Here is a 26,842-nt window from a genome sequence, read left to right as displayed (position 1 = left end):
GCGAACCCGCCCGCCCCGCACCGCCTCCTCAGGGCACCGTCGGCATCGTGACGTGCCGTTTGACCAGTTCGTACGAGGCCAACCGGTCGGCCAACGCGTACACCGGCGTCACCAGCATGAGTTCGTCCGCACCGGTGACGTCCACCAGGTGCGTGAGACGCTTCGCGACGGCTTCGGGTGAGCCGTGCGCCTGATGGGCGCGGAAGCCGGCCGGCGCCCGCGCCTCTTGCGCGGTGTCACGTCCGCGGCACCGCCGCGCCCGCGCGTCCCTGCCGAACGCGGGCGGAGAACAGCGCGTCTCGGAGCGAGCCGGCGCGGTGCCCCGAGGGATACGCCACCGGACGCCGCACCCGCGGACCGGGCACCGGCCGGCCGTCAGGCTCTCAGCCGCTCCCGGTCCCCCATGACCACCACGGGGTGGAGGCGGGGATCGATGGTGCGCAGCAGGGTCTTCATCCCGGACTCGGGAACGGTGACACAGGCAGACGTGCCGTCGCCGTGATCCAGGTGCAGCCAGATGCCGCCGCCCTTCTCCACTCCCTGAGGACGGCTCCAGTCGAACGGCGCGACGCCTTTGAGCCGGTTGTAGTCGATGGCGATGACGTAGTCGAAGTCGTGGGCGTGCTCGTCGCCGTCCTCCGTCATGGACGCGAAGGCGTTGTCGTCGTACCAGTAGCGCAGGCGGCTGCCCGGATCCTTGCGAGACCCACCCGCGTCCGTCAGGGAGAACACACCCACGGGACTGCGCTCGTCGTCCATGCGATGGTCGGTCGTCCAGCCTTCCCTGCCGTTGTGGGCGGGCCAGCTGCCCGCCCGTTTCCAGGCCGTGCCCTGCCTCTCGTAGAGCACGACGGTGCTCTCGGCGGAGTCCCGGCCGTCGCCGTAGACGACCACGGCCTGGCGGGTGTCGGCCGGTACCCGCTTCCCCATGCGTCTTCCGACACCCGGAAGAGGCGGACCGGCCTGCGGACCGGGGGAGCCGGACACCGCCGGGTTGTTGACACCCGGTGCGCCGGCGTGGTTCCGGTGCCCGTCGGCTCCGGCGCACGCGGCGGTGCCGGTCAGCAGGGCGCCGCAGGCAAGAGCCGCGGATATGGTCTGCCGCGCGCCACCGCGCCGCGTCGGCAGAGGACTGGATCGTATGACAGTGGATGTCCGCATGATCAGGATCTTCTGGCGGGGCGGCCCCGGCACGCATCCGGAGACGGCATCCGGCGTAACGGCAGCGCTGCGCCGGGCACCGTGCCGGACACCGCGGCCCGGATCATCCGTTGCCCTCCCGCCGCCGCACGAAGTACCTCAACGGCGTGTCCGGTCACGGTCACAGGTGGGCCGGCGGTTCGTCCCCGACGGGATATGGCCGTTCCACGGGCAACAAGGCTGCCGCGCGGTCGAGTTCACCGCACCGCACGAGGGAGTGGACCTGCCTGGAGAGCGGTGTGACGTCCTCGATGCCGACGATCCACTGGTCCGCGTACCGGGCCGCGGCCTCCCCGGCGAGACCCAGCTGAAGCGAGCGGTGGGGCAACGGGCGCAGGTGCAGATCGCGTTCCGGATCCCACTGCACGCGCGCCGGCGCCCTCCTCAGCCGCCGTTTCCACTCGGCCTGGTCACCGTGCAGCTCGGGCACGTAGTGCGAGAGGCAGGCGTGCCGCAGCGCCCACTCGAAGCCCTCGCGGGTGATCTCGACGGCCAGAACGGTCTCCTGTCCCTCCTTCGCAGCCCAGCCGCAGCGGTACATCATCCAGAGGAAGGACGGCTTGATCCAGGTCATGCGGTCGCGCTTCCAGGAGGACGGGAAGCGGCCGTGCCGGGCCGCCGGGCGGCCGATCTCCGGAGGGTAGGCCTGGTAGACGGTGATCGTGGAATCCGTGTGGCGGGCGCGGATCCGGAACCTGGGTTCCGGCGCGGCCGGCCGGTCGTTCGACGAGACGTTCACGGGACCAGCCTCCGCCGTCGCGCCCGCCCGGCACCACCGAATATCCCCGGGTCCCCGCACGCCTCTTGGCTCCTCCCGCCCGGTGCCCAACACTGTGCCGATGACGCAGCGCGTGGAGCTCGCGACCGTGATGGACCGGCTGGCCGTGGACGGGCTGGTGACCGACTACGCGGTGGCCGTGGACGACGGTGACTGGACGGCGTACCAGGGGTTGTTCACGGCGGACGGCCGGGCCGACTACCGCAGTGCCGGCGGCATCGAGGGGGACGTGGGACGGGTCGCCGGGTGGCTCGCGCAGAGCCTGGGGCTGTTCGGGATGCGGCAGCACCTGATCGTCAACCGGCGGGTGCGGTTCGGCGTCCTGGAGCAGGACACCGGGGACACCGCCGAGGTGCAGGCCGACTACGTCAACCCGATGCGGTTCGCGGGCGGCGACGGCGGCTCCACCGCGCCGGACCTCGTGTGCGGCGGGCGCTACTCCTTCGCCCTGCTGCGCACCGCCGACGGCTGGCGCCTGCGCGAGGTCGTCGTCGAGGAGAAATGGCGCCGCTTGCCGGATCGGCGGCCGGCACCGGCGGGGTGAGCCCGGGGCCCCTGTCCGGCACCCCCTCCCGGCGCGCACACTGGAGCCACCCGCCGGTACATCGGTGTGCACATGCTGCCGTTCACTGGGTAGGGAGGCGATCTATGGATACGTTCGACCGCTGGCTCGCCTCCCCGTGGTGGCGTTCCCTCGCCGCCGTGCTCGCGGGTGCCCTTCCCGTGCTCGCGTTTCCCGCGCCCTCGCTGTGGTGGTTCGCGTTCGTCGCGCTCGTCCCGTGGATCCTGCTCGCGCGCACGGCGCCGACGGGGCGGCGGGCGGCGTACGACGGCTGGTGCGGCGGGTTCGGGTTCCTGCTGGCGGTGCACCACTGGCTGCTGCCGAGCCTGCACGTGTTCATCTTCCTGCTGGCCGCCCTGCTGGGTGCCCTCTGGGCGCCGTGGGGCTGGCTGACGCGCCGGCTCCTCGGCGACCGGCCGGGGAGCGGGGTGACCGGTCGCGGCCGGGGAGCGGCCGCGCTGCTGGTGCTGCCGTCGGCCTGGCTGGCGGTGGAGCTGGTGCGCTCCTGGCAGGGGCTGGGCGGCCCGTGGGGCATGCTCGGTGCCACGCAGTGGCAGGTGGCCCCGGCACTGCGGCTCGCCTCGGTGGGCGGGGTGTGGCTGCTGAGCTTCCTGGTGGTGGCCGTGAACGTCGCGATCGCCCTGCTGGTGTCGGTGCGCGGATTCCGGTTGCCCGCCGTCGCCACGCTGGTGACCGTCGCCGCCGCGACCTCGGCGGCCTGGGTGTGGTCACCGCGGCCGCATGTGGACGGCCGGGTGCGCGTCGCGGTCGTCCAGCCCGGCGTGATCGAGGGGCCCGACGCGCGCTTCGACCGCGAGGAGGCGCTCACCCGGAGGCTCGCCGGGCACCACGTCGACCTGGTCGTGTGGGGGGAGAGCAGCGTCGGGTACGACCTCGACGACCGCCCCGACCTGGCCCGCCGGCTGGCCGCGCTGTCCCGTTCGACCGGCGCCGACGTACTGGTCAACGTGGACGCCCGCCGCGCCGACCGGCCCGGCATCTACAAGAGTTCGATACTGATCGGCCCGGGCGGCCCGACCGGCGAACGGTACGACAAGATGCGGCTCGTCCCGTTCGGCGAGTACATACCCGCCCGCTCGCTGCTCGGCTGGGCCACCTCCGTGGGCAAGGCGGCGGGCGAGGACCGGCGGCGCGGCACCCGGCAGGTGGTGATGAACGTGGGCCACGGGCTGCGCGTGGGTCCCCTGGTGTGCTTCGAGACCGCGTTCCCCGACATGAGCCGCCATCTCGCCGAGGACGGCGCGGACGTCCTGCTCGGCCAGTCGTCGACGTCGTCGTTCCAGGGCAGCTGGGCCCCCGCCCAGCACGCCTCACTGGGCGCGCTGCGCGCCGCCGAGACCGGTCGTCCCATGGTCCACGCGACGCTGACCGGCGTCTCCGCGGTGTACGGGCCCGCCGGGCAGCGCGTCGGCCCCTGGCTCGGCACGGATGCGAGCACGACCCGGGTGTACGACGTGCCCCTCGCGCACGGCACCACCCCGTATGTCCGCTACGGCGACTGGCCGGTGCACGGTGCCCTGCTCATACTCGCGACGCTGGGCGTGGGCGAAGGGCTGCGCGCCCTCAGACTGCGCCGGACGGCCGCCCCTGGACCGCAAGCACCACCCGCTCGCACACCTCGTGAGACACCAGCGCGTCCCGCGCGCTGAGCACCTCGCCCGCGCGCACCGCGGTGAGGAACGCCAGTACCGCCTGCTCGATGCCGCGCTGCCGGGCGACCGGTACCCAGTCGCCGCGGCGGCGCACTGTCGGCTGGCCCTTGTGGTCGATTATCTCGGCGAGGTTGACGACCTGGCGCTTGGTGTCCTGGCCGGAGACCTCGAGGATCTCCTCGGCCGAGCCGCTGAGCCGGTTCATCACGCCGAGCGCGGTGAAGCCGTCGCCGGCGAGCTGGAGCACCACGTGGTGCAGCAGGCCGTCCTCCGTGCGGGCGCGCACGGTCACGTCGTCGACCGGGCCCGGGACCAGGAACCGCAGGGTGTCGACGACGTGGATGAAGTCGTCGAGGATCACCGAGCGAGGTTCCTCCGGCAGCCCGACCCGGTTCTTCTGCATGATGATCAGCTCACGCGGATGGTCGGCGCACTGCGCGTACCCGGGGGCGTACCGCCGGTTGAAGCCGACGGCGAGCGAGACGCCGCGCCGCTCGGCGAGCTCCACCAGCCGCTCGGAGTCGGCGAGTTCGTAGGCCAGCGGCTTGTCGACGTAGGTCGGTACGCCCGCCTCGAGCAGCCGGGTGACGATCTCGGGGTGCGCGACGGTGGACGCGTGCACGAAGGCGGCGTCGAGGTCCTGGGCGAGCAGGGCGTCCAGGGTGGGGTGCCGCCGGCCGGCCGGGAGGTGGAGGCCGTCGGCGACCCGGGCGAGCGTGGCGGGCGTGCGGGTGTGCAGGTGGAGGTCGATGCCCGGCTGCGCGGCCAGCACCGGCAGGTAGGCCTTCTGCGCGATGTCGCCGAGTCCGATGCAGCCGACCTTCACGTGCGCTCCTTGTCCTGGTTGCCCCCGGGTGTCCTGCCGGAAGCATACGGGGGCCGCCAGTCCGCGATGCCGTCGAAGCCGCGCAGCAACAGCGCGGGGGCGGCCTTCGACAGCACCGCGACGGCGGTGTCGCGCACGGCCACGGGCGCACGGCTGTCGGTCATGCTCATCCGGGCGGCCCTGACCGCCTGGCGGGCGATGGCGGTCGTGCGGGGCAGCCGGGCCGCCGTGTGCTGGCCGCGATGCTCACCGCCGTCGGCTCGGCCGACCCGGCCCGGCACGTGCTGTCGCTGGTCGGCTGGGTGGACGGGCTGATGTTCTCGTGCGTGGCCGGGTCGTTCAACGCCGAGGTGCCGAGCCTGGCGGAGGTGCGGGCGGGGGTGCGGGAGCTGCTGCGCGGGATGCTCGGGCGCTGACGGGGAACGGTGTGCGCGGAAAACCGATGGGCACGGCCGCGGAGTCGGGCCAGGATGGGAGCATGACGATCGAGCGGGAAGAGCCTGCCCAGGATGCCGACGAACGCACCATGCTGGAAGGCTGGCTGGAGTACCACCGCCGGACGCTGGCCTGGAAGTGCGAGGGCCTGACCGACGAACAGCTGCGCACGGCGTCCGTGCCACCGTCCGAGCTGTCGCTGATGGGGCTGGTGCGGCACATGGCGGAGGTGGAGCGGGGCTGGTTCCGCAAGGTGCTGGCCGGCGAGGATCCCGGGCCGATCTACTACAGCGAGGAGGACCAGGACGGCGAGTTCCACCTCACCGAGGCCGACACCTGGCAGGAGGCGTACGGCACGTGGCAGGCCGAGATCGGGATGGCCCGCCGCCACGCGGCCGGATTCGGTCTCGACGACCTCTCCAAGGGCACCGGCAGGTCCACCGGCGAACCCTTCAGCCTGCGCTGGATCTACAGCCATATGATCGAGGAGTACGCCCGCCACAACGGCCACGCCGACCTGATCCGGGAACGGCTGGACGGCGCCACCGGCGACTGACGTCAGCCCCGGCACGCCCGCACCCACCCGTACGGGGCACGAGATCACCCGTGCGGGTCACCATCGGTGCCCATGCCGTTTCCAACCCGGGCGTCGGCCAGCAGAGTTGCGCGGGTGCATCGAACGACGACCACCGCAGCACTCCTGGCCACCGTGGCCGTCTCGGCCCTCTCCGGCTGTGTGACGGTCCAGCGCGCACCGGCACCCGGGCCGGCGCCGGGTGTGGCGTCGGGTGTGGCATCGGCCCGGACCTCGGTGCCCCAGCCGGACGGCAGCACCCGGTCGTGGGACGTGCAGGCGCCGGCCAGGGAGGCCCTGGAGAGGGTCGGTCCGTCCCGCCGGCCCGGCCCCTCCGCGACACCCGCCCCGCACCGTCCGCCGGAACCCTGGCAGCCGGCGCCCCGCGTCGCGCGTCCACGGCCCCCTCACAGGCCTGCCGGCCAGCCGCACGTGAAGGTTCCGGGCGCGTCGAAGCCCGTACCGCGGAGCCCCGACGTCTGCGCGCTCGGGAAGCAGTACGGCGGCTGGCGCCCGGACAGCCGGCAGGCGGTGATCTGCGAGCAGGTCTACGGGCACCGGCCGTCAGCACAGCGACCGTGAGGGCACCTTCCCCGGCCGCGGACCGGCGCTACATCGGACGCTGCCTCGGCGGCCCCCAGGTTCCTCCGGAGGGGCCGTCCTCCCCCAGCCGCAGCTCCAGCCGGCTGATCGCAGCCCGCACCCCGTCCCCGTACCGGTCGTCGCCGAGCGCGTCGGCCGCCCCGCGGGCCCGGCGCAGATGCGTGCGGGCGGCCTCGGAGTGGCCCAGTTTCACGTAGTCGGCGGCGAGGTTCAGGTGCAGGCTGGGGTAGAAGGCGCGCACCGCGGCCGGGCTCCCAGGCCCGGCCTCGTGATCCTGGGCCAGTTCCTCAGCCGCCGACAACGCCCGCAGGTCCCAGGCGAGTTCGTCGGAGGGGTCGTCCTGGGTGTCGGCCAGGTAGTGCGCCAGCGTGCAGCGGTGCAGCGGGTCCCCGTCCTCCGCCAGCTCCGCCCACAGATCCAGGAACCGGCGCCGGGCCTCCTCACGGTCCCCGCCGTGATGCAGTATCACGACCTGCCCGATCCGCGTCAGCACGGCGTCCGGCGCCGCCTGGTCCTGTCGCTCCGCCACCGCGTCCTCCGGGCACACGTAGGGGCCTGTCCCGGATGACGCTAACCGGCCGGACCGGCAAACCCGGTCAGGCGGCCCCGTACGGCACAGGACCACCCGGCCGCGGTCAGCCGATGTCCGGGATGCTCCAGTCGATCGGCTCGTGGCCCTGCGCGGCGACGGCCTCGTTGATCTGCGTGAACGGACGGGAGCCGAAGAACTTCCTGGCCGACAGCGGCGAAGGGTGCGCGCCCTTCACCACGGCGTGCCGATCGGCGTCGATCAGCGGGAGCTTCTTCTGCGCGTAGTTGCCCCACAGCACGAAGACCGCCGGGTCGGGCCGGCCGGCCACCGCGCGGATCACGGCGTCCGTGAACCGCTCCCAGCCCCGGCCCTTGTGCGAGTTGGCCTCGCCGCTGCGGACCGTGAGCACCGCGTTCAGCAGCAGGACGCCCTGCTGGGCCCACGGCATCAGATAGCCGTTGTCCGGGATCGGGGTGCCCAGTTCCTCGTGCATCTCCTTGTAGATGTTGCGCAGCGACGGCGGGATCCGCACGCCGGGCCTGACCGAGAAGCACAGGCCGTGGCCCTGGCCCTCGCCGTGGTAGGGGTCCTGGCCGAGGATCAGTACCTTCACCTTCTCGTACGGCGTGGCGTCCAGCGCGGCGAAGACCTCCTCGCGCGGCGGGAAGACGGGACCCTTCGACCGCTCCTCCTCGACGAACTCGGTCAGCTCCTTGAAGTAGGGCTGCTGCAGCTCGTCACCCAGAACCCCGCGCCAGGACTCGGGCAGCATGGCGATGTCGGTCACGTCAACGTCCTCACGATGTGCGGTCACTTGCAGGTCTCAGAACCTACAGGCGACCACTGACAACGGTGCCCCCGTCATCGGAGAACGCCTCCTCTACCAGCTGGTCTTCCGGAACAGCTCCCACACCATCATGATCGTGGACGGGTCGACCGACCGCTCCGCGCCGGAGATGTCGTCGCTCACGGCCAGGTACTGCTTGCCCTGCCACAGCGGCAGCAGCCGCACGTCGTTCGCCAGGATCGTCTGCGCCTCCTGGAAGTCCTTCACCACACGGCTGCGGTCGGCCTCCCGACGGGAGCGGGGCAGCAGTTCGTCAGTGATCTTCGGCGTCGAGTAGGGCGTGCCGACGGCGTTCTGGTTGCCGACGAACGGAGCGATGAAGTTGTCGGGGTCGGGGTAGTCGGGGGACCACCCACGCCCGAACACCGGGTACTCGCCCTTCTGGTAGCCCGTCACGTAGGTGTTCCACGGAGCACCGTGCAGGGTGACGGTGAACAGGCCGGAGGCCTCCAGCTGGCTCTTGATCTCCTGGAACTCCTTCGCGGTCGCCGAACCGTAGCGGTCGGTGGTGTACCAGAGCGTCAGCGGCACCTTCTGGGTGATGCCCGCGTCGGCGAGGATCTTGCGGGCCTTGGAGACGCTGGGGTCCCCGAAGTCGTCGAAGAAGACGGAGGTGTGCCCGGTGAGGCCCGCGGGGACCATGGAGTACAGCGGCTGGACGGTGTCCTTGTAGACCTGGTGGACGAGCTCGCTGCGGTTGATGACCTGGGCGACGGCCCTGCGGACGGGAGTCTTGCGGGCCCAGGGGTCCTTCGGGTTGAACACCAGGTACTCGATCTCGTTGCTCGACCCGTCGATGAGATCGATGTCGCCGCTGGCCTGGTTCTGGAAGGAGAGGATGTCGGCGGCGCCGAGGCCTCGGAAGATGACCTCGATCTTCTTCTTGCGCAGGTCGTCGGCCAGCAGGCGCGAGTCCTGGTAGTAGCGGATGGTCACCGCGTCGTTCCTGCGCTTCGCGAAGCCCTTGTAGCGCTTGTTCGCGACCAGTACGGCCTGCTTGCCCTGCTGGTAGGACTGCAGGTCGTACGGCCCGGACCCGACCACCCGGGCGTCCTTGCGCAGCGCGGTCTGCGAGTACTCCGCGGGGTCCACGATCGACATGCCGGGCGTCGCCAGCACGAACGGGAAGGTGGCGTCCGGCTTGTCCAGGTGGAAGACGACCTCGCGGTCGCCCACCGCCTGGACCCGGTCGAGGCCGGTCAGCAGGCCGGCCGGGCCGGTGCTGACGTTGATCTTCTTGATCCGGTCGAACGAGTACTTGACGGCCTGAGCGTCCAGTTTGTGCCCGTTGGAGAAGGTCAGGTCTGCGCGGAGCTTGCAGGTGTAGACGGTGTTCGACTCCGTGAACCGGCAGCTCTCGGCCGCGTCGGGCTGCGGTGTGGTCGCGCCGACGGGGTAGTTGAGCAGGGTCTGGTAGATGTTGCGGAAGAGTTCCCAGGACTGGTCCCAGGAGGCGGCCGGATCCAGGGTGCTGGGCGCGCTCGTGGTGCCCACCACGATCGGCCCGCCGCCGTTCTGGTCGCCGTCGGAGAAGATTCCGCAGCCGGCCACCAACGATATGGACAGGACCGCAGCCACTTTCTGCAGGCCTCGGTTCCGGTTGAACACGCGCACGCTCCTCGATCCGCCATACCAAGGGTCGGCAGACCATACCGCAGCGTCACGCCACCTGAGCCACCCCTGTGACCAGGCTCCTTGATCCACTGTGTGATGACGACGTTGTCATCGCCCTGTCCGTACCTCTTGCGGCGCGAACAGGGCGCCGCTCCCGTGGGGAACGGCGCCCGGGGCGCAGAACGGCGGGTGCCGTCAGCCCACGCCGGCGTTCAGGAAGATGCCCCCGTCGACCACGAGCGTCTGCCCGGTGATCCAGTCGGACTGCGTCGAGGTGAGGAACGCGGCGGCGCCGCCGATGTCGGAGGGCACGCCGAGCCGGGCGAGCGGGTAGGCGGCGGCCGCCTCCTCCTCCCGGCCCTCGTACAGGGCCTGCGCGAACTTGGTCTTCACGACGGCCGGCGCGATGGCGTTGACCCGCACCCTGGGCGCGAACTCGTGCGCGAGCTGCTGGGTCAGGTTGATCATCGCGGCCTTGCTGACGCCGTAGGCGCCGATGAACGGCGAGGCCGCGAGACCCGCGATCGAGGCGATGTTGACGATCGCGCCGCCGTTGTCCTTCTGCCAGGCGTGCCAGGTCTTCTGAGCGAAGCCCAGCGCCGAGATCACGTTGGTCTCGAACACCTTGCGCGCGACCTCCAGGTCGAGGTCGGCGATCGGCCCGAACACCGGGTTCGTACCGGCGTTGTTGACCAGGAAGTCGACGCGGCCGAAGGCCTCCATGGTGCGCCCGACGGCCTCGGCCTGGTGGGCGAGGTCGTGCGCCTTGCCGGCGACGCCGATGACCCGGTCGGCACCGAGCTTCTCGACGGCCTCCTTCAGGGCCTCCTCGTTGCGGCCGGTGATGCACACCCGGTCGCCGCGCGCCACCAGCGCCTCGGCGACGCCGAGGCCGATGCCGCGGCTGGCGCCCGTGACGAGGGCCGCCTTGCCGGAGAGTTCAGGCAGTTCAGTCATGTCCGTGATCCCCAGTGTTCCTAGTTCAGCGGTCCGCCGGCGACGTACAGGACCTGGCCGGAGACGAAGCCGGCGGCCTCGCCGGTGAAGAACGCGATGGCGTTGGCGATGTCCTCGGGCTCGCCGACGCGCTGCACCGGGATCTGGGTGGCGGCGGCGGCCTTGAACTCCTCGAAGCCCATCTTGACGCGCTCGGCCGTGGCCTTGGTCATCTCGGTGACGATGAAGCCGGGGGCCACGGCGTTGGCGGTGATGCCGAACTTGCCCAGCTCGAAGGCGAGGGTCTTGGTGAAGCCCTGCAGGCCCGCCTTGGCGGCGGAGTAGTTGGCCTGGCCGCGGTTGCCGAGCGCGGAGGAGGAGGACAGGTTGACGATGCGGCCGAAGCCCGCGTCCACCATGTGCTTCTGGACGGCCTTGGCCATCAGGAAGGAGCCGCGCAGGTGGACGCCCAGGACGGTGTCCCAGTCGGAGGTGGTCATCTTGAACAGCAGGTTGTCGCGGAGCACGCCCGCGTTGTTCACCAGGATGGTCGGCGCGCCCAGCTCCTCGACGACGCGCGCGACGGCCGCCTCGACCTGCGCCTCGTCGGAGACGTCCGCGCCGACCGCGATGGCCTTGCCGCCGGCCGCGGTGATCTTCTCCACGGTGTCCTTGCAGGCGGCCTCGTCGAGGTCGATCACGGCGACCGCGCGGCCCTCGGCGGCCAGTCGTACGGCGGTGGCGGCACCGATGCCGCGCGCGGCGCCGGTGACCACGGCGACCCGCTGCTCAGTGGTGGACATTGCTGTTTCTCCTCGCCCTAGAGAAGGTGCGCCCGATGGGTGAGCGACCGCTTAGTACCTTCAGCACACGTGACGCTAGAAGCCCTGGCACCCGGTGTCAACGGCACACCGGGTGCGTGTGATCCATTACCTCACCAGGAGGTCCAGCAACCGCTGCGCCTCGCCCACGGGATCGGTCGTGAGCCCCGTGTGCACGGGCCCGGGCTGCACGATCGTCGAGCGGGGCGCGATCAGCCAGCGAAAGCGCCGCCCGGCGTCGTCCCCCGCCGCCTGACCGGCCGCCGCGCCCCCGGTGCACACGCCCTCGACGGCGCCCAGCGCGGCCCGCACGCCCGCCACGTCCGCGTCCGGATCGAGCGCCAGCAGCCGGGCCTCGTCGAGGTGGGTACGGGCACCGACGTACGCCTTCGCGCGGCAGTAGACGATCACTCCCGCATTGATGCACTCGCCCCGTTCCACCCGGGGTACGACCCTGAGCAGCGCGTACTCGAAGACGTCGCGGTCACCGCCCTGGCCCGCCCGGGTGATGTGGCGCTCAGTCACTTGTTCCCCTCGATGCCGGTGACGTTCTCGTGGATCCCGGCGGCGCGCGCGAGCAGCGGCCGGGCGTAGGCCCGCCGGAGTTCGTCCGGGGTGGCGAAGCCGGGCTCGTCGCAGATCCAGGCGTCGGGGATCTCGGCGGTGACCTCGGCGAGCAGTTCCTCGGTGACCAGGGGCGCCAGTTCGGCGGCGGCGCGCGCGACATCCGGTGCGAAACGTGCGAGAGCGTGGTCCGAGGCGTCGTACGGGCGGGCCGCGGAGGTCTCGGCGCCGGGCCAGTTGTGGTGCCAGATCATGGTGGCGCCGTGGTCGATGAGCCACAGCTCCCCCCGGCTCATCAGCAGGTTGGGGTTGCGCCAGGAGCGGTCGACGTTGTTCACCAGTGCGTCGAACCAGACGATCCTCCCGGCTTCCTCGCCGCTCACCGTGAAGGCGAGCGGGTCGAAGCCGAGGGCGCCGGAGAGGAAGTCCATGCCGAGGTTGGTGCCGCCGCTAGATCTGAGCAGTTCCTGGACCTGCTGGTCGGGTTCGCCCAGCCCCAGGACCGGGTCGAGCTGGACCGTCACCAGCCGGGGCATCCGGAAGCCGAGGCGGCGGGCCAGTTCGCCGCAGACGACCTCGGCCACCAGCGTCTTGCGGCCCTGACCGGCGCCGGTGAACTTGATGACGTACGTCCCGAGGTCGTCGGCCTCGACGAGCCCCGGCAGCGAGCCGCCCTCACGCAATGGCGTGATGTAGCGGGTTGCGGTGACCGCTTTCAGCATGTTCCCAGGCCACCCGTTTCTTCACCCTCGCAGCGCTCCCCCGATGAAGTGAGCATAGTAACCGAGGGTGACCGCGGGCGAGGAAGCCTTCAGCACGCTCGGGCCGTGGGTGCGGCCGGGAGCGTCCCACGACCCGCCCTTCCCACCGTTTTTGCATAATGCAAAGATATGGAGACCGCATCGACGAGCGCCACACCGGCAGCAACGGACAGGAAGCACGTGCCCAGCAACGCAACGAGTGGTTTCACGCCCGCACCGAGCCTGGGGGGCCTGCGTACCGCCCCGTGGGGCCTGATGGCGCTCGCCGTGGTGATCGGCGCGGGTGCCGGCGTCGGCTCCATCGTCTTCCGCTGGTGCATCAAGGCCTTCACCCGCCTCTTCTCCGGCCACGCGGACTACGCGGCCGCCGCGGGTACGGACAATCCGCACGTGCCGTGGCTCGGCCCGTACTTCGTGCTGCTCGCCCCGGTGATCGGGGGGCTGCTCTACGGCCCCCTGGTGAACCGGTTCGCCAAGGAGGCGCGCGGCCACGGCGTGCCCGAGGTGATGCTGGCCGTCGCCCAGCGCGGCGGGCGGATCAGCCCGAAGGTCGCCGTGGTCAAGACCCTCGCCTCCGCCCTGTGCATCGGCTCGGGGGGTTCGGTCGGCCGCGAAGGCCCCATCGTGCAGATCGGCTCGGCGCTCGGCTCCACTCTCGGCCGTCTGACGAAGGTGACCGACGGCCGGCTGAAGCTGCTGGTCGCGTGCGGTGCGGCGGCCGGTATCGCGGCCACGTTCAACGCGCCGCTGGCCGGCGTGTTCTTCGCCATGGAGCTGATCCTGGGCACGTTCAGCGCGGAAGCCTTCGGCGCCACGGTGCTGGCCAGCGTCACCGCGAGCGTCATCGGACGCGCCGCCTTCGGCAATGTCGCCTTCCTCAGGCTTCCCGACTTCCACGTGGACCACCTTGCCCAGTACGGCCTGTTCGCCGCGCTCGGCGTCGGGGCCGCGGGGGCCGGAGTGGGCTTCGCCCGGTTCCTGTACCTGGTCGAGGACGCCTGCGACTGGCTCTGGCGCGGCCCGGAGTGGCTCCGCCCGGCGGCCGGCGGGCTGGCGCTCGGCCTGGTACTCCTCTTCCTGCCCCAGATGTACGGCGTCGGTTATCCGGTGCTGGAGAAGGCGACCGAGGGCGGTTACGCGGCCGGCTTCCTGCTCCTGTTGCTGGCGGGCAAGATGCTGGCGACCAGCCTGACGATCGGCATCGGCGGCTCGGGCGGGGTGTTCGCTCCCAGCCTGTTCATCGGCGCGATGCTCGGTTCGGCGTACGGCATCGGCGTCCACCACCTGCTGCCCTCGTCCGCCGGCGCGGTCGGCGCGTACGCACTGGTCGGCATGGGCGCCGTGTTCGCCGGCGCGGCACGGGCACCGATCACCGCCGTGGTGATCCTCTTCGAGCTCACCGGCGAGTACTCGATCATCCTGCCGCTGATGCTGGCCATCGTGCTGGCCACCGCCACCAGCCACCTGCTGTCGCCCGACACCGTCTACACCCTCAAACTCCGCCGCCGCGGCATCGACCTCGAAGGCCCCGCCCAGGGCGCGAGGCTCGGGAGCCAGCTGGTCGGTTCCGTGATGGACCCCCTGCCCACCCCGCTGCCCGCGTCGACGACGCTCGCGGACTCCGCCGCCCTGCTGAGCCGCTCGGGGCACGGCGCTCTCCCGGTCGTCGACGATGCCGGGGCGTACATCGGCGTGGTCACGGCCCAGGCGGTCGCCGAGGCCCTGGCGGAGGAGCCGCAGGCGGCCCCCACCCGGGTCGGCCGGCTCGCCGAACCGCCCGCCCCGGTCACCGCCGACCAGTCCCTCGCCCAGGCGCTGAACGCCCTGCTGGCAGCCGCGGGCACCGGTATGCCGGTCCTCGACCCGGGGCACGGCGAGCCGGTCGGCTGGCTCAGCCACCAGAGTGCGCTGCGCGCGGTGCACGCGCGGACCTGAGGGAACGGGCCGCGCGGCCCCCCCTAGTTAGCATCATGCAATCTTTACCCTGCACAAAGGTTCTCTTCCGTGCCGCCTGCGTACGTCCGGGCAGCCATGCGGTCTCGCACCAGGAGGCCATGCCCATCTCCCGCAAGGAGGCCATGCCCATCTCCCGCAGCCCGATCGGAACCCTCGCTGTCGGTGGGGCGCTCACCACCGGATGGTCCCGCACGGGTCACATGTCGTGGACCATCGCCTCGTCCCCGGTCCAGCCCAGGGGGTGCGGATCGGGGTGGTCCGCGGCAGCCGTCGCCGGGGGCTCGCCTCCGGCCCTGTTGAAGGCACCCAGGGCCTCGATGAGCGCGAGCCGCTGGGTGGGCCCGAGCCGCGCGACGATCGCCGCGATCTCGGAGCGGCGCCGGGCGGTGACGTGCTCGACGGTGCGGCGGCCCTCTTCGGTGAGCCGCAGCAGGGTCTCGCGGCGGTTGTCGGGATTGGTCTGCCGGTCGGCGAGTCCGGCCGCGATGAGCCGGTCCACCATCCGCATCGCCGTCGAGGGGGCCACCTGGAGCAGGTCGGCGAGCGCCACCAGCTTGGTGTCGCCCCGGGTGGCCAGCACCACCAGCATCCGGAACTGCGGGAGTGTCACTCGCTCCTCGACCTCGGCGAGGGAACGGGCGGAGACCGCCACCAGCAGACGGGAGGCGGTCAGCACCGCTCGGGTGACCGCGTCCACGTCGTCCATGACCCCCACGGGGTTCTCACGCTCCGGCATGCGTCCTTTCTACCGTGCCGAAGCCGGTGCCTCCTCACGCAAGGGGGACAGAGTTTCCTTCCCCGTGCCCGACGTGACCCCCGTGACCGTGGTATCTGAGCAGCAGCATCGCGGCGTCGTCGTGCAGCGGCCCGTCGGCATGTCTGACCAGGTCCTCCCGTACGGCCTCCAGGGCGCGGTCCGCGTCCGGCTCCTTGAGCAGGTGCGACCGGTCACCGAGAGGATAGAAGGAGCCTGCCGCGTCCCGGGTCTCGGTCACTCCGTCGGTGTACAGCAGCAGTTGGTCGCCGGGCACGAAGGCCACTGTGTAGGGCGTGGGGCCCTCGCTCCCGTGGGCGCCCAGCCCCAGGGGAAGGGCGTACGCGGGCGGCTGCGGGAACTCGGGGGTGCCGTCCTGTCGTACGACCATCGGGGCCGGATGGCCGTAGTTGAGGAAGACGACCTCACGGCCGGAGCCGATCTCGGCGAGGACCGCGGTGACGAACCTCTCCCCCTCCAGCTCCCGGGCCACACTGCGTTCCAGGCGCTCGCCCAGCCCGGCCAGGCCGGGCTCGTCGTGGGCCGCCTCCCGGAAGGCGCCGAGCACCACGGCGGCGGTCTCCACCGCGGCCAGCCCCTTGCCCTGCACGTCCCCCACGATCACCCGGATCCCGTGCGGCGAGGCGACCACCTCGTACAGATCGCCCCCGATCCGCGCCTCGGCCACCGCCGAGGTGTACGACACCGCCGCCTGCAGCGGCCCGGCGGTCCTCGGCACCGGCCGCAGCAGCACCCGCTGGGCCACCTCCGCGATCGACCGCACGCTGGCCAGCTCCGCCTCCCTGCGCGAGCGCATCACGGCCGCCGCGACGCCGACACCGGTGACACCCGCCACCGACACCATCGCCGAGAACCCCCGGCGTTCCTCGAACAGCCCGTCGTACAGCCCGAGCCCCACGCACAGCGCCAGCGCCACCGCGCCGATCAGCGCCGTACGCCGCCACCCTCCCACCAGTCCCGAGAACGCCGGTCCGAGCGAGACCAACGGCAGGAACCCCACCCCCGGCCCGGAGATCAGGTCCGCTCCCGCGACCACGGCCATCACCGCCGCCGGCATCCAGGACAGCACGGCGGACCCGGGCATCGGCTTGTGCTCGGTCACGACGTCCTCCAGTGGTCCGGCGGTCCTGGGAGCCGCCTTCTCATGACTTCTGGCACAGGCATCCCCGCCCCGTCCTTAGACTATGCAAGAGTTTCCGCGCCAAAGGCCCCCAGCCTCCTCCCCCGTCCGGGACGACCGCCGCGCCCCGCCGGACAGGGACTTCATCCAATCCCTGGCCTAGAAGATTGCATCATGCAAAACTTGCACGGAGGGGGCAAGTCGGCGGTCGCGTCGCCCGGCGCCCAGGAGTGATCGGCACCGGTACGGGTTTGGGCGGCATACCGGCCGCCGGCTTGACCCCCGAGCGACGAGGCCTCCCGGCCGGGGGCTGCCACGCCGACGCGAGGCCGGATCGACAGCGGAACGACAGCTTGAGTTTACGGTCGCCTCACCCCCAGGAAGACAAGATCTCGATGCCGTCTGAACAGGTGGTGCCCCGAGACCGTACCCCTGGACGGATCACGAAAAGCTCCGCGGAAGGGAACCCCTCATGACCAGCGCATCGCCCACCCCCGCAGCGGGACCGGCCCGCCGTACCGTCGTGGCGGCGGCCGGAGCGGCGGGACTCGCCGTCGCGCTGACCGCCTGCGGGTCGGACGACAAGTCGTCGGACAACTCCAGCGCGGTCGGAGCGGCCGGGGCCGGGACCACGGGATCGACCGGAACCGACAGCTCGCCCGGCGCGCAGGAGAGCGGCGGCAGCGCCGGCGGCACCGCGCTCGCCAAGACCTCGGACATCCCCGAGGGCGGCGGCAAGATCTTCAAGGACCAGGGCGTGGTGGTCACCCAGCCGACGGCGGGTACCTACAAGGCCTTCTCGTCCAAGTGCACCCACGCGGGGTGCGCGGTGGGCAGCGTCGCCGACGGCGTGATCGTCTGCCCGTGCCACAACAGCCACTTCTCCGCCGCGGACGGCAGTGTGAAGCAGGGGCCGGCCACGCAGCCGCTGGCCGCCGCGAACATCACCGTCGCCGGGGACGAGATCAAGCTGACGTGAAAGGGGGCGTCAGCCCCGGCGGCGCGGCCGCCCGAGGCAGCCGAGCACCTCGTCCGTGGTCGTGACCGTGGCGACCAGCGCGAGGGTGTTGCGGATCATCGCGGGGACGTACTCGGGCGGCACCCCCGCGATGGCGTCGGACGGCACGACGGCGGTGTAGCCGAGGTTGACCGCGTCGAACACGGCGTTGGGGATCGCCACGTTGGCCGAGACCCCGGTGACGACCAGTGTGCGGCAGCCCAGGTTGCGCAGCAGCGCGTCGACCTCGGTGCCCTGCACCGGCGACAGGCCGTGCAGCCGTCGTACGACGATGTCCTCCTCGGTGACCTCGATCGGCGGCGCGACACGCACCGCCGTGCTGCCGGACAGCTGCCGCACCGGGAGCCGTTCGGCGGCGCGGAACAGCCGGGCGTTGCGGCTGGCGGCCCGGCCGTCGGGGCGGCGTTCGGCGATGGCGTGGATCACCTGGACGCCGCTGCCGTGAGCGGCGGCGACCAGCCGGGCGATGTTGCCCAGGGCGCCGGAGGAACGGGCCTGTCGGGCGAGCTCGGGCAGCGCGCTGTCCGGGCCGACCACGCCCTGCTGGCACTCCACGGTGAGCAGGACGGTGCTCCTGGGCTCGAGGAGTTCCGCGAGCCGCTCGTGCGACGCCATGTCGCGCCCTTTCGCCGGGGTCCGGGGCGGGCGAGACTAACCGGCATTGCGTCCGTGGGGAAGACGACTCATTCTTTTCTGACGTGATGTCAGAGGATCTAGGCACCGGACAGGACCCGGACCGTCTCCTCTGGCACGACGTGGGAGAAGAGGGGGCCGCATGTCCGTCACTCAGCGCCGTGGCCGGAAGATCATGATGACACCGGGTGAGGTGGACGAGTTCCTCACCACCCAGCGCACCTGCCGGGTCGCCACCGTGTCGGCGAACGGCGCGCCGCACGTGAGTGCCCTGTGGTACGCCTGGGACGGCGTGTCGCTGTGGCTGTACTCGGTGGTGCGCAGCAAGCGCTGGGCGGACCTCAGCCGCGATCCGCGGGTGGCGATCGTGGTCGACTCGGGGGAGGAGTACGAGCAGCTGCGCGGCGTCGAGCTGAGCGGCACGGTCGAGTTCGTCGGGGAGGTGCCGCGCATCGGGGAGCTGTGTGCCGAACTGGACACCGCGGAGACGCTGTTCGCGCGCAAGAACTTCGGCCTGGACGAGATGCCCCACGACGGGCGGCATGCCTGGGCACGGCTGACACCGGAGAAGATCGTCTCCTGGGACTTCCGCAAGCTGGGTCCGGCGTAGGACCTCGCGGCCGCGGCGGCGGAGGAGGACGGCCGGCCGTGGGCGTGGCCCGGGTCAGCCCACCTCCCCGGCCGCGGTCCGCAGCGCCTCGACCGCCGCGCGGATCGACGGCCGGCGGTCGGCGTCCGCGCGCCATACGACGTACACATGCCGGCGCACCCCCTGCTTGAGCGGCACCGTGACGACCCCGGGGGGCACCGGGTGGCGGCCCAGCACCGGCGCGATGCACACGCCGAGCCCCGCGGCGACCAGGCCGAGCTGGGTATGGGTCTCGGCGGCACGGTGGCCGACGAGCGGCTCGACGCCACGCGAGCGCAGGGTGAACATCAGCCACTCGTGGCAGAACTCGCCCTCGCCCCAGGTGATCCATTCGTCCTCGGCGAACTCCCCGAGGTCCACCTCGGCACGGCCCGCGAGCGGGTGGCCGACCGGCATCGCCACGTCGGCCGGGTCGTCGAGCAGGGGCGCCTTGACCAGGCCGTCGGGCACCGGCATCGGCTTGTTGTACCAGTCGAGGACGACCGCGAGGTCCAGGTCGCCGCGCACCACTCCGGCGACGCCGTTCTCCGGCTCCAGTTCACAGGAGCGGACGCGCAGCGCCGGGTGCCGGGCGCGCAGGTCGGCGAGCGCGGCGGGGAACAGGCCGCGCGCGGCGGTCGGGAACGCCGACAGCCGCAGCTCTCCGGCGACCTGGCCCCGGTGCGCCTCCAGGTCGGACTGGGCGAGCTCCACCTGGGAGAGGATGCGCGCCGCGTGCTCGGCGAGCAGCCGGCCGGCGTCGGTCAGCCGGACGCCCCGGCCGTTCTTGGCCAGCAGCTGCTGGCCGGCCTCACGCTCCAGTTTGCCCAGCTGCTGGGAGACCGCGGACGTCGTGACGTGCAGCGCCTCGGCCGCCGCGCTGACGGAGCCGTGCCGGGCGAGGGCGTCGAGGGTGCGCAGGCGCTCCAGGTTCAACATATAAGTAATACTAAGAGGTATCGCTGTGGAAATCTCAATTGTGCTACGAGGTCGGCTGCCGCATCGTGGAGGCCATGAGCACCGCCACTGCCCCTCGCACCGCAGCCCCGCAAACCACCGCGCGCCCCCGCGCCCGCCTCGACTGGCGTCTCCGCTTCGGCGCCCTGTCCCTGATCTGGGGCTTCAGCTTCCTGCTCATCAAGGTGGGCACGGAGGACTACGCACCCTTCCAGGTCACCCTCGGGCGACTGGTCTTCGGTACGGCGGTGCTCGGGGCCGCGATGGCGGTGAAGCGGGAGCGCCTCCCGCGCGGGGCCCGCACCTGGGGTCATCTGGCGGTCGCCGCGTTCCTGCTCAACGCCCTGCCGTTCTCCCTCTTCGCCTACTCGGAACTGACCATCCCGTCGACACTGGCCGGCATCTGCAACGCCACCTCACCCCTGTGGGGCATGGCCCTGTCCGTGGTCGCCCTCTCCGAGGACCGGCCGACGCGGCTGCGGGTCGCCGGGCTCGGCCTGGGCTTCCTCGGGGTGCTGACGGTCCTGGGCGCCTGGCAGGGCTTCACCGGCCTCGACGCCACGGGCACCGCACTGGCCCTGCTGGCCTCGCTCAGCTACCCGGTCGGCTGGATATACGTCCGCCGCACACTCGCCGGCACCGGCAACTCCCACCTGTCGATGACGGGAGCCCAGCTGCTCCTGGCCACGCTCCAGCTGGCCGTCGTCACCCCTCTGTTCACGACCGCCCCCGCCCGCTTCGCCCTCATACCGCTGCTCGCCGTCGCCGCCCTCGGCGCGCTGGGCACCGGCCTCGCGGTCCTCATCCAGTACGGCCTGGTCACCGAGGTCGGTCCGACGACGGCCCAGATGGTCACCTACTTCATCCCGGTCATCGCCACAGCCGCCGGCGTCGCGATCCTGGACGAGACACTGCACTGGACCACCCCGGTGGGAGCGGTGATCGTGCTGGCGGGCGCGGCGCTGACGCAGGCGCGGGACAAGCGGGCGGCCTAGGGCCACGGACATGCGCCCCGGCCCGACCGCTAGACATAACCGCGCGCCGGGGCCGGCCCGACCGCGGAGGCGACGGCGTCGGCCAGCGGGGCGACCTCGGCCGGGGTCAGGGTCGAGACGGTGATCCGGATGCCGGGCGGGGCGTCGAGGCGGAAACGGGCGCCGGGCGAGACGGCCCAGCCCGCGTGCAGGAGGCGGGCGACCGCGCCGGTTTCGTCGGGGACGGGTACCCAGACGTTCATCCCGCTGCGGCCGTGCGCGCGGACCCCGCGCTCGGCGAGCGCGTCGATGAGCAGCTCTCGCCGGTTGCGGTACGCCGCCGCCACCGCCGGTCCGTCGACCGCGCCGCTCGCACGCAGCCGGAGCACCGTCCGTTGCAGCAGCAGGCTCACCCAGCCCGGCCCGAGCCGCTGCCGGCCGCGGACCCGGTCGACGGTGACCGGGTCGCCGGTGAGCACGGCGTGCCTGAGGTCGGGGCCATAGGCCTTGGCGGCGGAGCGGACGAACGCCCAGTGGTGGGTGACGCCCGCGAGAGGGTACAGCGGCAGGTCGACGATGCCGTGGCCGTGGTCGTCCTCGACGAGCAGCGTCTGCGGGTGCTCACGGAGGACGGCACGCAGGGCACGCGCGCGGGGGGCGCTGAGGGAGGCTCCGGTGGGGTTCTGCGCGCGGTCGGTGACGATCAGGGCCCGCGCGCCGGAGCGCAGGGCCGTGCGCAACTCCTCGGGGCGCGGCCCCTCGTCGTCGACGCCGACGGGAATCGTGCGCAACCCGAGCGCCGGAACGAGATCGAGGGTGCGGCCCCAGCCGGGGTCCTCGACGGCGACGGCGTCGCCCGGCTTGAGATGGGCGGCGAGGACCCGTTCCACGGCGTCGAGGGCCCCCGAGAGCACCGCCAGAGGACCCCCGGGGACACCGTCGGTGTCGAGTTCACCCCGTGCGACACGGGCCAGTTCCGGATCCACGGGATCGTCGCCGTACAGCACCGGCTCCCGGTCCGCCTCCTCGGCGACGGCCGCCAGTATCGGCGCGAGCGGCGGCAGCAACGCGGGGTCGGGGTTGCCGGTGGACAGGTCACGGACCCCCGCCGGGACGTCCACGCGCACCTGCTCCCGCACGGTGGTGGCCGGCTTGGGCCGGATCCGGCTGCCCCGGCGCCCGGCGGTCTCGATGATCCCCCGTTCCCGCAAGGTGCGGTAGGCGGCCGCGACGGTGTTCGGGTTCACCCCCAGCCGGACCGCCAGCTCCCGCATCGGAGGCAGCAGTTGGCCGGGCTCCAAAATACCGGATCCCACCGCGCCCTCGACGCTCGCGGCAATCTCCGCTGCGCCACGCCCTTTGATCGGATACTCTCCTAGCACAAAATCAATTATGCACTAGTACAATAAAGACGCAAGGGAGACCGTCATGCAGGACACCGAGCCGACACCGCCCCGGCCGGCCGCGTACCGCCCGACCGGCCGCACCGTCCCCACGCGCGCCGCGCAGAAGGCGTCGTACGACAAGGATCTGGTGCACGCGATACTCGACGAGGGCTACGTCTGCCACCTCGGCTTCGTCCGCGACGGCGCGCCCGTGGTGCTGCCCACGCTCTACGGCCGGGTCGGCGAGCGCCTGTACGTGCACGGCTCCACGGGCTCGCGCCCGCTGCGGATGACCGGCCAGGCCGATCCGGGGCTGCCGGTGTGCCTGACGGTCACCCATGTCGACGGCCTGGTGCTGGCCCGCTCCGCCTTCCACCATTCGGTCAACTACCGCTCCGTGGTGGTGCACGGCACCGCGTACGAAGTCACCGACCCCGAGGAGAAGCGGCTCGCGCTGGACGCGCTGGTCGACCACGTCGTACCGGGCCGCGCCGCCGACTCCCGCCCCGCGGACAAGAAGGAGCTGGCCGCCACCGCCGTGATCCGCCTCGACCTGGACGAGGTCTCCGCCAAGCTCCGCACCGGCGGCGTGAACGACGAGCCCGAGGATCTCGCCCTCCCCCACTGGGCCGGCGTGGTCCCGCTGCGCAAGGGCTACGGCACCCCGCTCCCCGAGGCGGACCTGGCCCCCGGCACCCCGCTCCCCGACTACCTCGCGGCCCTGTGATGCTGATCCACCCCTGGGACGCGCCCCACGACGACACCGAGTGGCAGACCTGGCCGCCCACGACTTCGGGCAGCTCGCGGTCGACGGCCCGCCCGGCGGACCACCGCTCGTCCAGCCGCTGCACTTCGCCTACGACCCCGGCCGCGGCGAGGCCGTCACCCACCTCGCCCGTCCCCATCCGCTCTGGGCCGCACTGGAGGCGGACCCGCGGGTGCTGCTGAGCGTGGTCGACGACTACGTCTACGTTCCGGGCCCCTGGCAGGCCCCACCCGGCACCCCGACCGAACACGGCGTCCCCACGAGCCTCTACGCGGCCGTCCAGCTCGGCTGGACCGCCCATACGGTGGACGACCCGGCCGAGAAGTCCGCGCTCCTCAACCGCCAGGTCGCCCACTTCCAGCCGGAGGGGGCTCGGCCCGCGCCACCCCGGGCGAGGCCCCGTACGGCCGCCTCCTGTCCGGCATCCGCGTCCTGCGGCTGGAAGTCACCGAGGTCCGGGCCAAGTTCACGTACGCGCGCAAGCGGCCGGCCGAGGTCCGCCGCCAGCTGGCCACCGCCCTGACGACGCGCAACGGCCCACGCGACGCGGCGGCGCGGGACCATCTGGTGCGGCGGGAGACCTGAGCGACAACCCCGTCGGTCCACCGCCGGCCGGCGCGCCCCGGCCGGCACACCCCGGTCGGCGCGCACGAAGCCCGGTCCTTGCTCGGCCGTCCCCCGTCGCGCCGCCCGCGCCTCCGCCACGGCGAGGACGGCCGCGCTCACCGGCTCCCAGGGCAATACACCTAGGCGGCCGTTCCTCGCGCGGACAATTCCCTTTCGGCGCCCCCGCCCGCCACCGCCTCCGCCGCGCCCCTGGCCGGTGCCGAGGACTGTGCGATGAACGCGCCGAGCAGGACGACGGCACCACCGCCGACCTGCGGCACCGAGAGGTGTTCGCCGAGCAGCACCCAGGCCAGCACGGTCGCGACCACCGCTTCCAGGCAGGCCACGACACCTGCGACCTGTGGGGACAGCCGGCGCACGGAGAGCACGCCGGTGACGTAGGCGACGACCGTGGCGACCAGCACGATCCAGGCCAGCAGGGCGACGGCCGGGACCTCGGTGCCGTTCATGTGCGCGGTGCCGCGCAGCACCGACCAGTCCATGGTCCAGGGACGGGCGACGAAGGTCAGCACGAGGGCGCCGACGAGGAGGCCGTAGGCGATGACGCCGAGCGGGTCCGGCGCCTCCTCGCCGGTCCCGGCGCCCTGGTCGGACAGGACGAAGTAGCCGACCTGGCAGCCGGCCGCGCCGAGCGCGAGGAGCAGCCCGAGGGCGTCGAAGCCCAGGCCGGACCACACCTCCACCACGCAGGCGAGGCCGCCGACGGCGAGGAGCACCCCGAGCGCGGCCGCCCTGGTGACGGGCCGCCGCTGCACGAACCGCACCCAGCCGAGGACGAGCGCGGGCGCGAGGTACTCCACGAGCAGCGCGACCCCCACCGGGATACGGGAGAGCGCGGCGAAGTAGCAGGCCTGGACGCCGGCCACGGCGAGCAGGCCGAATCCCGCGAGCAGGGCGGGGCAGCGGCGTGGCAGGACGCGGTGGCGCACCGCGAGCGGCAGCATCACGAGCGCGGCGCCCGCCACGCGCAGCCACACCACGTGCAGCGGGTCGAGCCCCGCCTCGATCAGCGGCTTGGCCGCGACCCCGGATCCCCCGAAGGCGAGCGCGGAGCCGAGCGCCAGGCCCAGCCCGACACCCTTACCGCCACCGCCATGGCTGCCCTCGGACGTACGCACCGGCACATGATGACAGGCGAGGACATGAGCGTCATCCTCGTTGGCACCTGTCTCAACGGCTGGACGGAGCCGGGCGGCCGGACACCGCTCAGCGTGCCGGTCCGCCGTCGCCGACGCACTCGGCGGTCGCGAGGTCGATCCGCGCGAGCAGTCCGGCCGGCTCGACCCCGGCACGCCGGAGCACCTCCACCGCCCGGGCCTGCGGGTCGGCGGTGAGCGCCGCGAGGAGGTCGATGCCGCGGGCCCGTTCCTCGCCGCGCCGCGCGGCACGCTCGCGGGCACTGCGCACGGCGGCCGCGGCGACCGGCGACCAGCCCTCGGTGTGCTTCACGAAGGACAGCGCGCCGGAGTCCTCGACGCTGCTCTGCCAGCGCAGGCCGTAGCCGATGCTGCGCTGGACGAGGTAGCCGAGCAGCCGGACGACCTTGCGGACGTCGCCGATGGCAGCGCGCACCTCGGCATCGGTCTCCAGGAGCGAGTGCAGCAGGTGGGCGGTGTCGATCTGCCGGTCCCCGTCCCGGACGGCCCGGCGGCGGGCGACGGCCACCGCCTCCGCCGGCTCCACATCGAGCCCGGTTTCGTCGTCCGCGCGGTGGACGCCCTGGTCACGGGCGTACTGGCGGGGCATACGGGGTTGCACATCCCCTACCTCATCAGTCGCCCCCGCCTGTGTCATCGGCGAGGGGAACCATCTCGGCCTCCCACGGAGAGTGGACACCGGCGTTCGCCATCTCCTCCTTGCGGAGGAGATCAGACCCGGAGGACATCGGGGGGATGCCGGTCTCCACACATTCTGACGGTTCGTCAGTATTGAATGTTCGGGATCCTGCGGCTACGTTCCGCGACACCGTAGCCCGACACGAAGGGGTGGTCGCATGGCCGAAGTCAGCGCGGAGGCACGCATCCAGGCACCGGCCGAGAAGGTGTGGGCGAAGCTCACGGACTGGTCGGCGTACGGGGAGTGGAACGCGACCCACACCAGCTTCCCCAAGGGCGGCCCCGAGACCCTTGAGGTGGGCGGAACCTTCCAGGAGAACATGAAGCTGATGGGCTTCCCGGCGGAGGTCGAGTGGACCATCGAGGAACTGGAGCCGGCCCGGGTGTTCGCCATTCGCGGCAAGGGCCCGATGGCGGTGAACGTAGCCACCCGCTACACGCTCACCCCGCAGGACGAGGGCACGACGGTGCGCATCGACGGCGAGTTCACCGGCGCGGCCGTCTCCCTGATGGCGGGCAAGCTCAAGGATTCCGCGACGGCCGCCCTGAACGAGTCGCTGCGCAAACTGGGCGGCCTGGTGACCTGACCCGGCGACCCGGCCTCACCACCCACACCCCCCGTGCACGACGGAGGCGCCCCGCGGATCGCTCCACGGGGCGCCTGGACGGCCGTACGGCCGTCAGTGCCGTCGTCAGTCCTGGTCGGCGAGGATCAGGTACAGCTTCTTGCGGGCGTCGTTGATCACGGCCAGCGCCTTCTCGCGCTGCTCCTTGCTTCCGGTCTTCCAGACCTGGCTGAAGGCCTCCATCAGGCCGAACCCGGCCTGGCGGATCTCACCGAGAGCCTCCCAGTCGACCCCGCGGGACGCCTCCTCCCAGGGAGCCTCGGGCCCCGCCTCGGCCGCGGTCCGGCCCTCGTCGGTGAGGGAGAACAGCTTCTTGCCGCCCTCGCTCGCGCTGGCGATCAGGCCTTCGTCCTCCAGCAGCTGAAGGGTGGGGTAGACCGAGCCGGGGCTGGGCTTCCACGCGCCGCCGCTGCGCTCGGCGATCTCCTGGATCATCTCGTAGCCGTGCATCGGCCGGTCTCGCAGCAGGGCCAGGATCGAGGCTCGCACATCACCGCGCCGCGCCCGCCCCCTCGGGCCACCACGCCCCCGTGGCCCCCAGGGCCCCGGCCCGAAACCGGGCCCGCCGGGACCGAATCCCGGACCACCCGGCCCGAAGGGCCCGAAGGCCGCCCGCAGTCCCTCCCGGCCTCGCCCGTGGGGGCCGTCCTGACGGTGTCCACGCTCGAATCCGTGGGTACGCATCGCCATCACTCCATCCATCGTCGATCTGTCGCGATGATTCAACGATATATCGGAACCGATCGCGCGACAAGCCCCTCGCTGACCGAGCCGCGTGACCAGCGCCTGGCGCGCACCAGCGACGGGCGAGCCGGA

General features: G+C 72.2%; 28 protein-coding genes and 2 pseudogenes. 11 read left to right on the top strand and 19 right to left on the bottom strand.

Annotated elements, in window-relative coordinates; genetic code table 11:
- Positions 1–375: 375 nt before the first annotated feature.
- Both ABZX30_RS20855 and ABZX30_RS20850 read right to left on the bottom strand, forming a co-directional pair.
- The gene (locus ABZX30_RS20855) at positions 376–930 is read right to left on the bottom strand and encodes a hypothetical protein (RefSeq protein WP_355935399.1); all 555 of its coding nucleotides are present in this window, start codon (positions 928–930) and stop codon (positions 376–378) included.
- A gap of 391 nt (positions 931–1,321) precedes the next feature.
- Positions 1,322–1,939 (bottom strand): DUF4291 domain-containing protein, encoded by a 618-nt coding sequence (locus ABZX30_RS20850; protein WP_355935397.1) that lies wholly within the window; start codon positions 1,937–1,939, stop codon positions 1,322–1,324.
- A gap of 100 nt (positions 1,940–2,039) precedes the next feature.
- Between ABZX30_RS20850 and ABZX30_RS20845 the strand changes: the two genes are divergently transcribed.
- Both ABZX30_RS20845 and lnt read left to right on the top strand, forming a co-directional pair.
- Positions 2,040–2,522 carry a nuclear transport factor 2 family protein gene (locus ABZX30_RS20845; protein ID WP_355935395.1) on the top strand — a complete coding sequence of 161 codons (483 nt, stop codon included), beginning with the start codon at positions 2,040–2,042 and terminating at the stop codon, positions 2,520–2,522.
- Positions 2,523–2,626: 104 nt separating this feature from the next.
- A complete protein-coding gene (gene lnt / locus ABZX30_RS20840) occupies positions 2,627–4,210 on the top strand; it encodes an apolipoprotein N-acyltransferase (RefSeq protein WP_355935393.1) in 1,584 nt (527 codons plus the stop codon).
- Here lnt and ABZX30_RS20835 read toward each other — a convergent pair.
- Positions 4,125–5,039, bottom strand: coding sequence for a Gfo/Idh/MocA family oxidoreductase (locus ABZX30_RS20835; protein WP_355935391.1), 915 nt, complete (start codon positions 5,037–5,039; stop codon positions 4,125–4,127). The two genes, lnt and ABZX30_RS20835, sit on opposite strands and share 86 nt — an antisense overlap.
- The gene (locus tag ABZX30_RS20830) at positions 5,036–5,203 is read right to left on the bottom strand and encodes a hypothetical protein (protein WP_355935389.1); all 168 of its coding nucleotides are present in this window, start codon (positions 5,201–5,203) and stop codon (positions 5,036–5,038) included. Before ABZX30_RS20830 ends, ABZX30_RS20835 begins: the two co-directional genes overlap by 4 nt.
- Before the next feature lie 49 nt (positions 5,204–5,252).
- Between ABZX30_RS20830 and ABZX30_RS20825 the strand changes: the two are divergent.
- Both ABZX30_RS20825 and ABZX30_RS20820 read left to right on the top strand, forming a co-directional pair.
- Positions 5,253–5,455: pseudogene (locus ABZX30_RS20825) on the top strand (TetR/AcrR family transcriptional regulator); the annotation flags it as partial.
- Positions 5,456–5,517: 62 nt separating this feature from the next.
- Positions 5,518–6,030, top strand: a complete 513-nt coding sequence (locus ABZX30_RS20820; RefSeq protein ID WP_355935387.1) for a DinB family protein — start codon at positions 5,518–5,520, stop codon at positions 6,028–6,030.
- Between the two features lie 628 nt (positions 6,031–6,658).
- Here ABZX30_RS20820 and ABZX30_RS20815 read toward each other — a convergent pair.
- From ABZX30_RS20815 to ABZX30_RS20785, 7 genes are all read right to left on the bottom strand, one after another.
- Positions 6,659–7,180, bottom strand: coding sequence for a hypothetical protein (locus tag ABZX30_RS20815; RefSeq protein ID WP_355935386.1), 522 nt, complete (start codon positions 7,178–7,180; stop codon positions 6,659–6,661).
- Positions 7,181–7,286: 106 nt separating this feature from the next.
- Positions 7,287–7,970 carry a uracil-DNA glycosylase gene (gene ung, locus ABZX30_RS20810; protein WP_355935384.1) on the bottom strand — a complete coding sequence of 228 codons (684 nt, stop codon included), beginning with the start codon at positions 7,968–7,970 and terminating at the stop codon, positions 7,287–7,289.
- 93 nt (positions 7,971–8,063) lie between these two features.
- Entirely contained in the window at positions 8,064–9,638 is a 1,575-nt protein-coding gene (locus ABZX30_RS20805; RefSeq protein ID WP_355935383.1) for an ABC transporter substrate-binding protein, read from the bottom strand.
- Between the two features lie 201 nt (positions 9,639–9,839).
- On the bottom strand, positions 9,840–10,601 hold the full coding sequence (locus tag ABZX30_RS20800; protein ID WP_355935381.1) for an SDR family oxidoreductase: 762 nt from the start codon (positions 10,599–10,601) through the stop codon (positions 9,840–9,842).
- A 20-nt stretch (positions 10,602–10,621) separates the two neighbouring features.
- The gene (fabG, locus tag ABZX30_RS20795) at positions 10,622–11,383 is read right to left on the bottom strand and encodes a 3-oxoacyl-ACP reductase FabG (protein WP_355935379.1); all 762 of its coding nucleotides are present in this window, start codon (positions 11,381–11,383) and stop codon (positions 10,622–10,624) included.
- A gap of 126 nt (positions 11,384–11,509) precedes the next feature.
- Positions 11,510–11,926, bottom strand: a complete 417-nt coding sequence (locus ABZX30_RS20790) for a DUF3037 domain-containing protein (RefSeq protein ID WP_355935377.1) — start codon at positions 11,924–11,926, stop codon at positions 11,510–11,512.
- The gene (locus tag ABZX30_RS20785; protein ID WP_355935376.1) at positions 11,923–12,687 is read right to left on the bottom strand and encodes a HipA family kinase; all 765 of its coding nucleotides are present in this window, start codon (positions 12,685–12,687) and stop codon (positions 11,923–11,925) included. The genes ABZX30_RS20790 and ABZX30_RS20785 overlap by 4 nt, the downstream gene beginning before the upstream one ends.
- A 294-nt stretch (positions 12,688–12,981) precedes the next feature.
- Here ABZX30_RS20785 and ABZX30_RS20780 point away from each other — a divergent pair, with 294 nt between their 5' ends.
- On the top strand, positions 12,982–14,661 hold the full coding sequence (locus tag ABZX30_RS20780) for a chloride channel protein (RefSeq protein WP_355935424.1): 1,680 nt from the start codon (positions 12,982–12,984) through the stop codon (positions 14,659–14,661).
- 217 nt (positions 14,662–14,878) lie between these two features.
- Here the strand turns inward: ABZX30_RS20780 and ABZX30_RS20775 are convergent, their stop codons facing one another.
- Together ABZX30_RS20775 and ABZX30_RS20770 are read right to left on the bottom strand one after the other, a co-directional pair.
- Positions 14,879–15,418 carry a MarR family transcriptional regulator gene (locus tag ABZX30_RS20775; RefSeq protein ID WP_355935374.1) on the bottom strand — a complete coding sequence of 180 codons (540 nt, stop codon included), beginning with the start codon at positions 15,416–15,418 and terminating at the stop codon, positions 14,879–14,881.
- A gap of 34 nt (positions 15,419–15,452) precedes the next feature.
- Positions 15,453–16,541 (bottom strand): PP2C family protein-serine/threonine phosphatase, encoded by a 1,089-nt coding sequence (locus ABZX30_RS20770; RefSeq protein ID WP_355935423.1) that lies wholly within the window; start codon positions 16,539–16,541, stop codon positions 15,453–15,455.
- Positions 16,542–17,049: 508 nt separating this feature from the next.
- On the opposite strand from ABZX30_RS20770, the gene ABZX30_RS20765 reads away from it, so the two are divergent.
- Positions 17,050–17,556, top strand: coding sequence for a Rieske (2Fe-2S) protein (locus ABZX30_RS20765; protein WP_355935372.1), 507 nt, complete (start codon positions 17,050–17,052; stop codon positions 17,554–17,556).
- Positions 17,557–17,565: 9 nt separating this feature from the next.
- Here the strand turns inward: ABZX30_RS20765 and ABZX30_RS20760 are convergent, their stop codons facing one another.
- Positions 17,566–18,210, bottom strand: a complete 645-nt coding sequence (locus ABZX30_RS20760) for a cysteine hydrolase (protein ID WP_355935370.1) — start codon at positions 18,208–18,210, stop codon at positions 17,566–17,568.
- A 160-nt stretch (positions 18,211–18,370) separates the two neighbouring features.
- Here ABZX30_RS20760 and ABZX30_RS20755 point away from each other — a divergent pair, with 160 nt between their 5' ends.
- Positions 18,371–18,838 carry a pyridoxamine 5'-phosphate oxidase family protein gene (locus ABZX30_RS20755; RefSeq protein WP_355935368.1) on the top strand — a complete coding sequence of 156 codons (468 nt, stop codon included), beginning with the start codon at positions 18,371–18,373 and terminating at the stop codon, positions 18,836–18,838.
- Positions 18,839–18,892: 54 nt separating this feature from the next.
- On the opposite strand, the gene ABZX30_RS20750 is transcribed toward ABZX30_RS20755, so the two are convergent.
- Positions 18,893–19,795 (bottom strand): LysR family transcriptional regulator, encoded by a 903-nt coding sequence (locus ABZX30_RS20750; protein ID WP_355935366.1) that lies wholly within the window; start codon positions 19,793–19,795, stop codon positions 18,893–18,895.
- Between the two features lie 74 nt (positions 19,796–19,869).
- Between ABZX30_RS20750 and ABZX30_RS20745 the strand changes: the two genes are divergently transcribed.
- The gene (locus tag ABZX30_RS20745; protein WP_355935365.1) at positions 19,870–20,808 is read left to right on the top strand and encodes a DMT family transporter; all 939 of its coding nucleotides are present in this window, start codon (positions 19,870–19,872) and stop codon (positions 20,806–20,808) included.
- Between the two features lie 29 nt (positions 20,809–20,837).
- Here ABZX30_RS20745 and ABZX30_RS20740 read toward each other — a convergent pair whose 3' ends face one another.
- Positions 20,838–22,169: an aminotransferase class I/II-fold pyridoxal phosphate-dependent enzyme gene (locus ABZX30_RS20740; protein WP_355935363.1), complete on the bottom strand. Its 1,332-nt coding sequence runs from the start codon at positions 22,167–22,169 to the stop codon at positions 20,838–20,840.
- A 46-nt stretch (positions 22,170–22,215) separates the two neighbouring features.
- Between ABZX30_RS20740 and ABZX30_RS20735 the strand changes: the two genes are divergently transcribed.
- Positions 22,216–22,899 carry a pyridoxamine 5'-phosphate oxidase family protein gene (locus ABZX30_RS20735; RefSeq protein WP_355935362.1) on the top strand — a complete coding sequence of 228 codons (684 nt, stop codon included), beginning with the start codon at positions 22,216–22,218 and terminating at the stop codon, positions 22,897–22,899.
- Positions 22,899–23,523, top strand: a pseudogene (locus ABZX30_RS20730) (FMN-binding negative transcriptional regulator). Before ABZX30_RS20735 ends, ABZX30_RS20730 begins: the two are co-directional and overlap by 1 nt.
- 161 nt (positions 23,524–23,684) lie before the next feature.
- Here ABZX30_RS20730 and ABZX30_RS20725 read toward each other — a convergent pair.
- Together ABZX30_RS20725 and ABZX30_RS20720 are read right to left on the bottom strand one after the other, a co-directional pair.
- Positions 23,685–24,689 (bottom strand): EamA family transporter, encoded by a 1,005-nt coding sequence (locus ABZX30_RS20725; protein ID WP_355935361.1) that lies wholly within the window; start codon positions 24,687–24,689, stop codon positions 23,685–23,687.
- 82 nt (positions 24,690–24,771) lie between these two features.
- Complete coding sequence (locus tag ABZX30_RS20720; protein WP_355935359.1) at positions 24,772–25,323, bottom strand: Clp protease N-terminal domain-containing protein; 552 nt, start codon at positions 25,321–25,323, stop codon at positions 24,772–24,774.
- Between the two features lie 235 nt (positions 25,324–25,558).
- Here ABZX30_RS20720 and ABZX30_RS20715 point away from each other — a divergent pair, with 235 nt between their 5' ends.
- Positions 25,559–25,987, top strand: coding sequence for an SRPBCC family protein (locus tag ABZX30_RS20715; RefSeq protein WP_355935357.1), 429 nt, complete (start codon positions 25,559–25,561; stop codon positions 25,985–25,987).
- 105 nt (positions 25,988–26,092) lie between these two features.
- Here the strand turns inward: ABZX30_RS20715 and ABZX30_RS20710 are convergent, their stop codons facing one another.
- The gene (locus ABZX30_RS20710) at positions 26,093–26,710 is read right to left on the bottom strand and encodes a PadR family transcriptional regulator (protein WP_355935355.1); all 618 of its coding nucleotides are present in this window, start codon (positions 26,708–26,710) and stop codon (positions 26,093–26,095) included.
- Between the last annotated feature and the right edge of the window lie 132 nt (positions 26,711–26,842).

The sequence above is a fragment of the Streptomyces sp. NPDC004542 genome, from assembly GCF_040610035.1.
Taxonomy (GTDB): Bacteria; Actinomycetota; Actinomycetes; order Streptomycetales; family Streptomycetaceae; genus Streptomyces.
This window is presented reverse-complemented; position numbering and strand designations above follow the sequence as displayed.

Bases quoted from the DNA above. Each gene is read 5' to 3' on its own strand.
- ABZX30_RS20855 (WP_355935399.1), bottom strand. From the start codon at position 930: ATGGGGAAGCGGGTACCGGCCGACACCCGCCAGGCCGTGGTCGTCTAC.
- ABZX30_RS20845 (WP_355935395.1), top strand. From the start codon at position 2,040: ATGACGCAGCGCGTGGAGCTCGCGACCGTGATGGACCGGCTGGCCGTG.
- lnt (WP_355935393.1), top strand. From the start codon at position 2,627: ATGGATACGTTCGACCGCTGGCTCGCCTCCCCGTGGTGGCGTTCCCTC.
- ABZX30_RS20830 (WP_355935389.1), bottom strand. From the start codon at position 5,203: ATGACCGACAGCCGTGCGCCCGTGGCCGTGCGCGACACCGCCGTCGCG.
- ABZX30_RS20820 (WP_355935387.1), top strand. From the start codon at position 5,518: ATGACGATCGAGCGGGAAGAGCCTGCCCAGGATGCCGACGAACGCACC.
- ABZX30_RS20800 (WP_355935381.1), bottom strand. From the start codon at position 10,601: ATGACTGAACTGCCTGAACTCTCCGGCAAGGCGGCCCTCGTCACGGGC.
- fabG (WP_355935379.1), bottom strand. From the start codon at position 11,383: ATGTCCACCACTGAGCAGCGGGTCGCCGTGGTCACCGGCGCCGCGCGC.
- ABZX30_RS20785 (WP_355935376.1), bottom strand. From the start codon at position 12,687: ATGCTGAAAGCGGTCACCGCAACCCGCTACATCACGCCATTGCGTGAG.
- ABZX30_RS20780 (WP_355935424.1), top strand. From the start codon at position 12,982: ATGGCGCTCGCCGTGGTGATCGGCGCGGGTGCCGGCGTCGGCTCCATC.
- ABZX30_RS20775 (WP_355935374.1), bottom strand. From the start codon at position 15,418: ATGCCGGAGCGTGAGAACCCCGTGGGGGTCATGGACGACGTGGACGCG.
- ABZX30_RS20770 (WP_355935423.1), bottom strand. From the start codon at position 16,541: ATGCCCGGGTCCGCCGTGCTGTCCTGGATGCCGGCGGCGGTGATGGCC.
- ABZX30_RS20765 (WP_355935372.1), top strand. From the start codon at position 17,050: ATGACCAGCGCATCGCCCACCCCCGCAGCGGGACCGGCCCGCCGTACC.
- ABZX30_RS20760 (WP_355935370.1), bottom strand. From the start codon at position 18,210: ATGGCGTCGCACGAGCGGCTCGCGGAACTCCTCGAGCCCAGGAGCACC.
- ABZX30_RS20755 (WP_355935368.1), top strand. From the start codon at position 18,371: ATGTCCGTCACTCAGCGCCGTGGCCGGAAGATCATGATGACACCGGGT.
- ABZX30_RS20750 (WP_355935366.1), bottom strand. From the start codon at position 19,795: ATGTTGAACCTGGAGCGCCTGCGCACCCTCGACGCCCTCGCCCGGCAC.
- ABZX30_RS20745 (WP_355935365.1), top strand. From the start codon at position 19,870: ATGAGCACCGCCACTGCCCCTCGCACCGCAGCCCCGCAAACCACCGCG.
- ABZX30_RS20735 (WP_355935362.1), top strand. From the start codon at position 22,216: ATGCAGGACACCGAGCCGACACCGCCCCGGCCGGCCGCGTACCGCCCG.
- ABZX30_RS20715 (WP_355935357.1), top strand. From the start codon at position 25,559: ATGGCCGAAGTCAGCGCGGAGGCACGCATCCAGGCACCGGCCGAGAAG.
- ABZX30_RS20710 (WP_355935355.1), bottom strand. From the start codon at position 26,710: ATGCGTACCCACGGATTCGAGCGTGGACACCGTCAGGACGGCCCCCAC.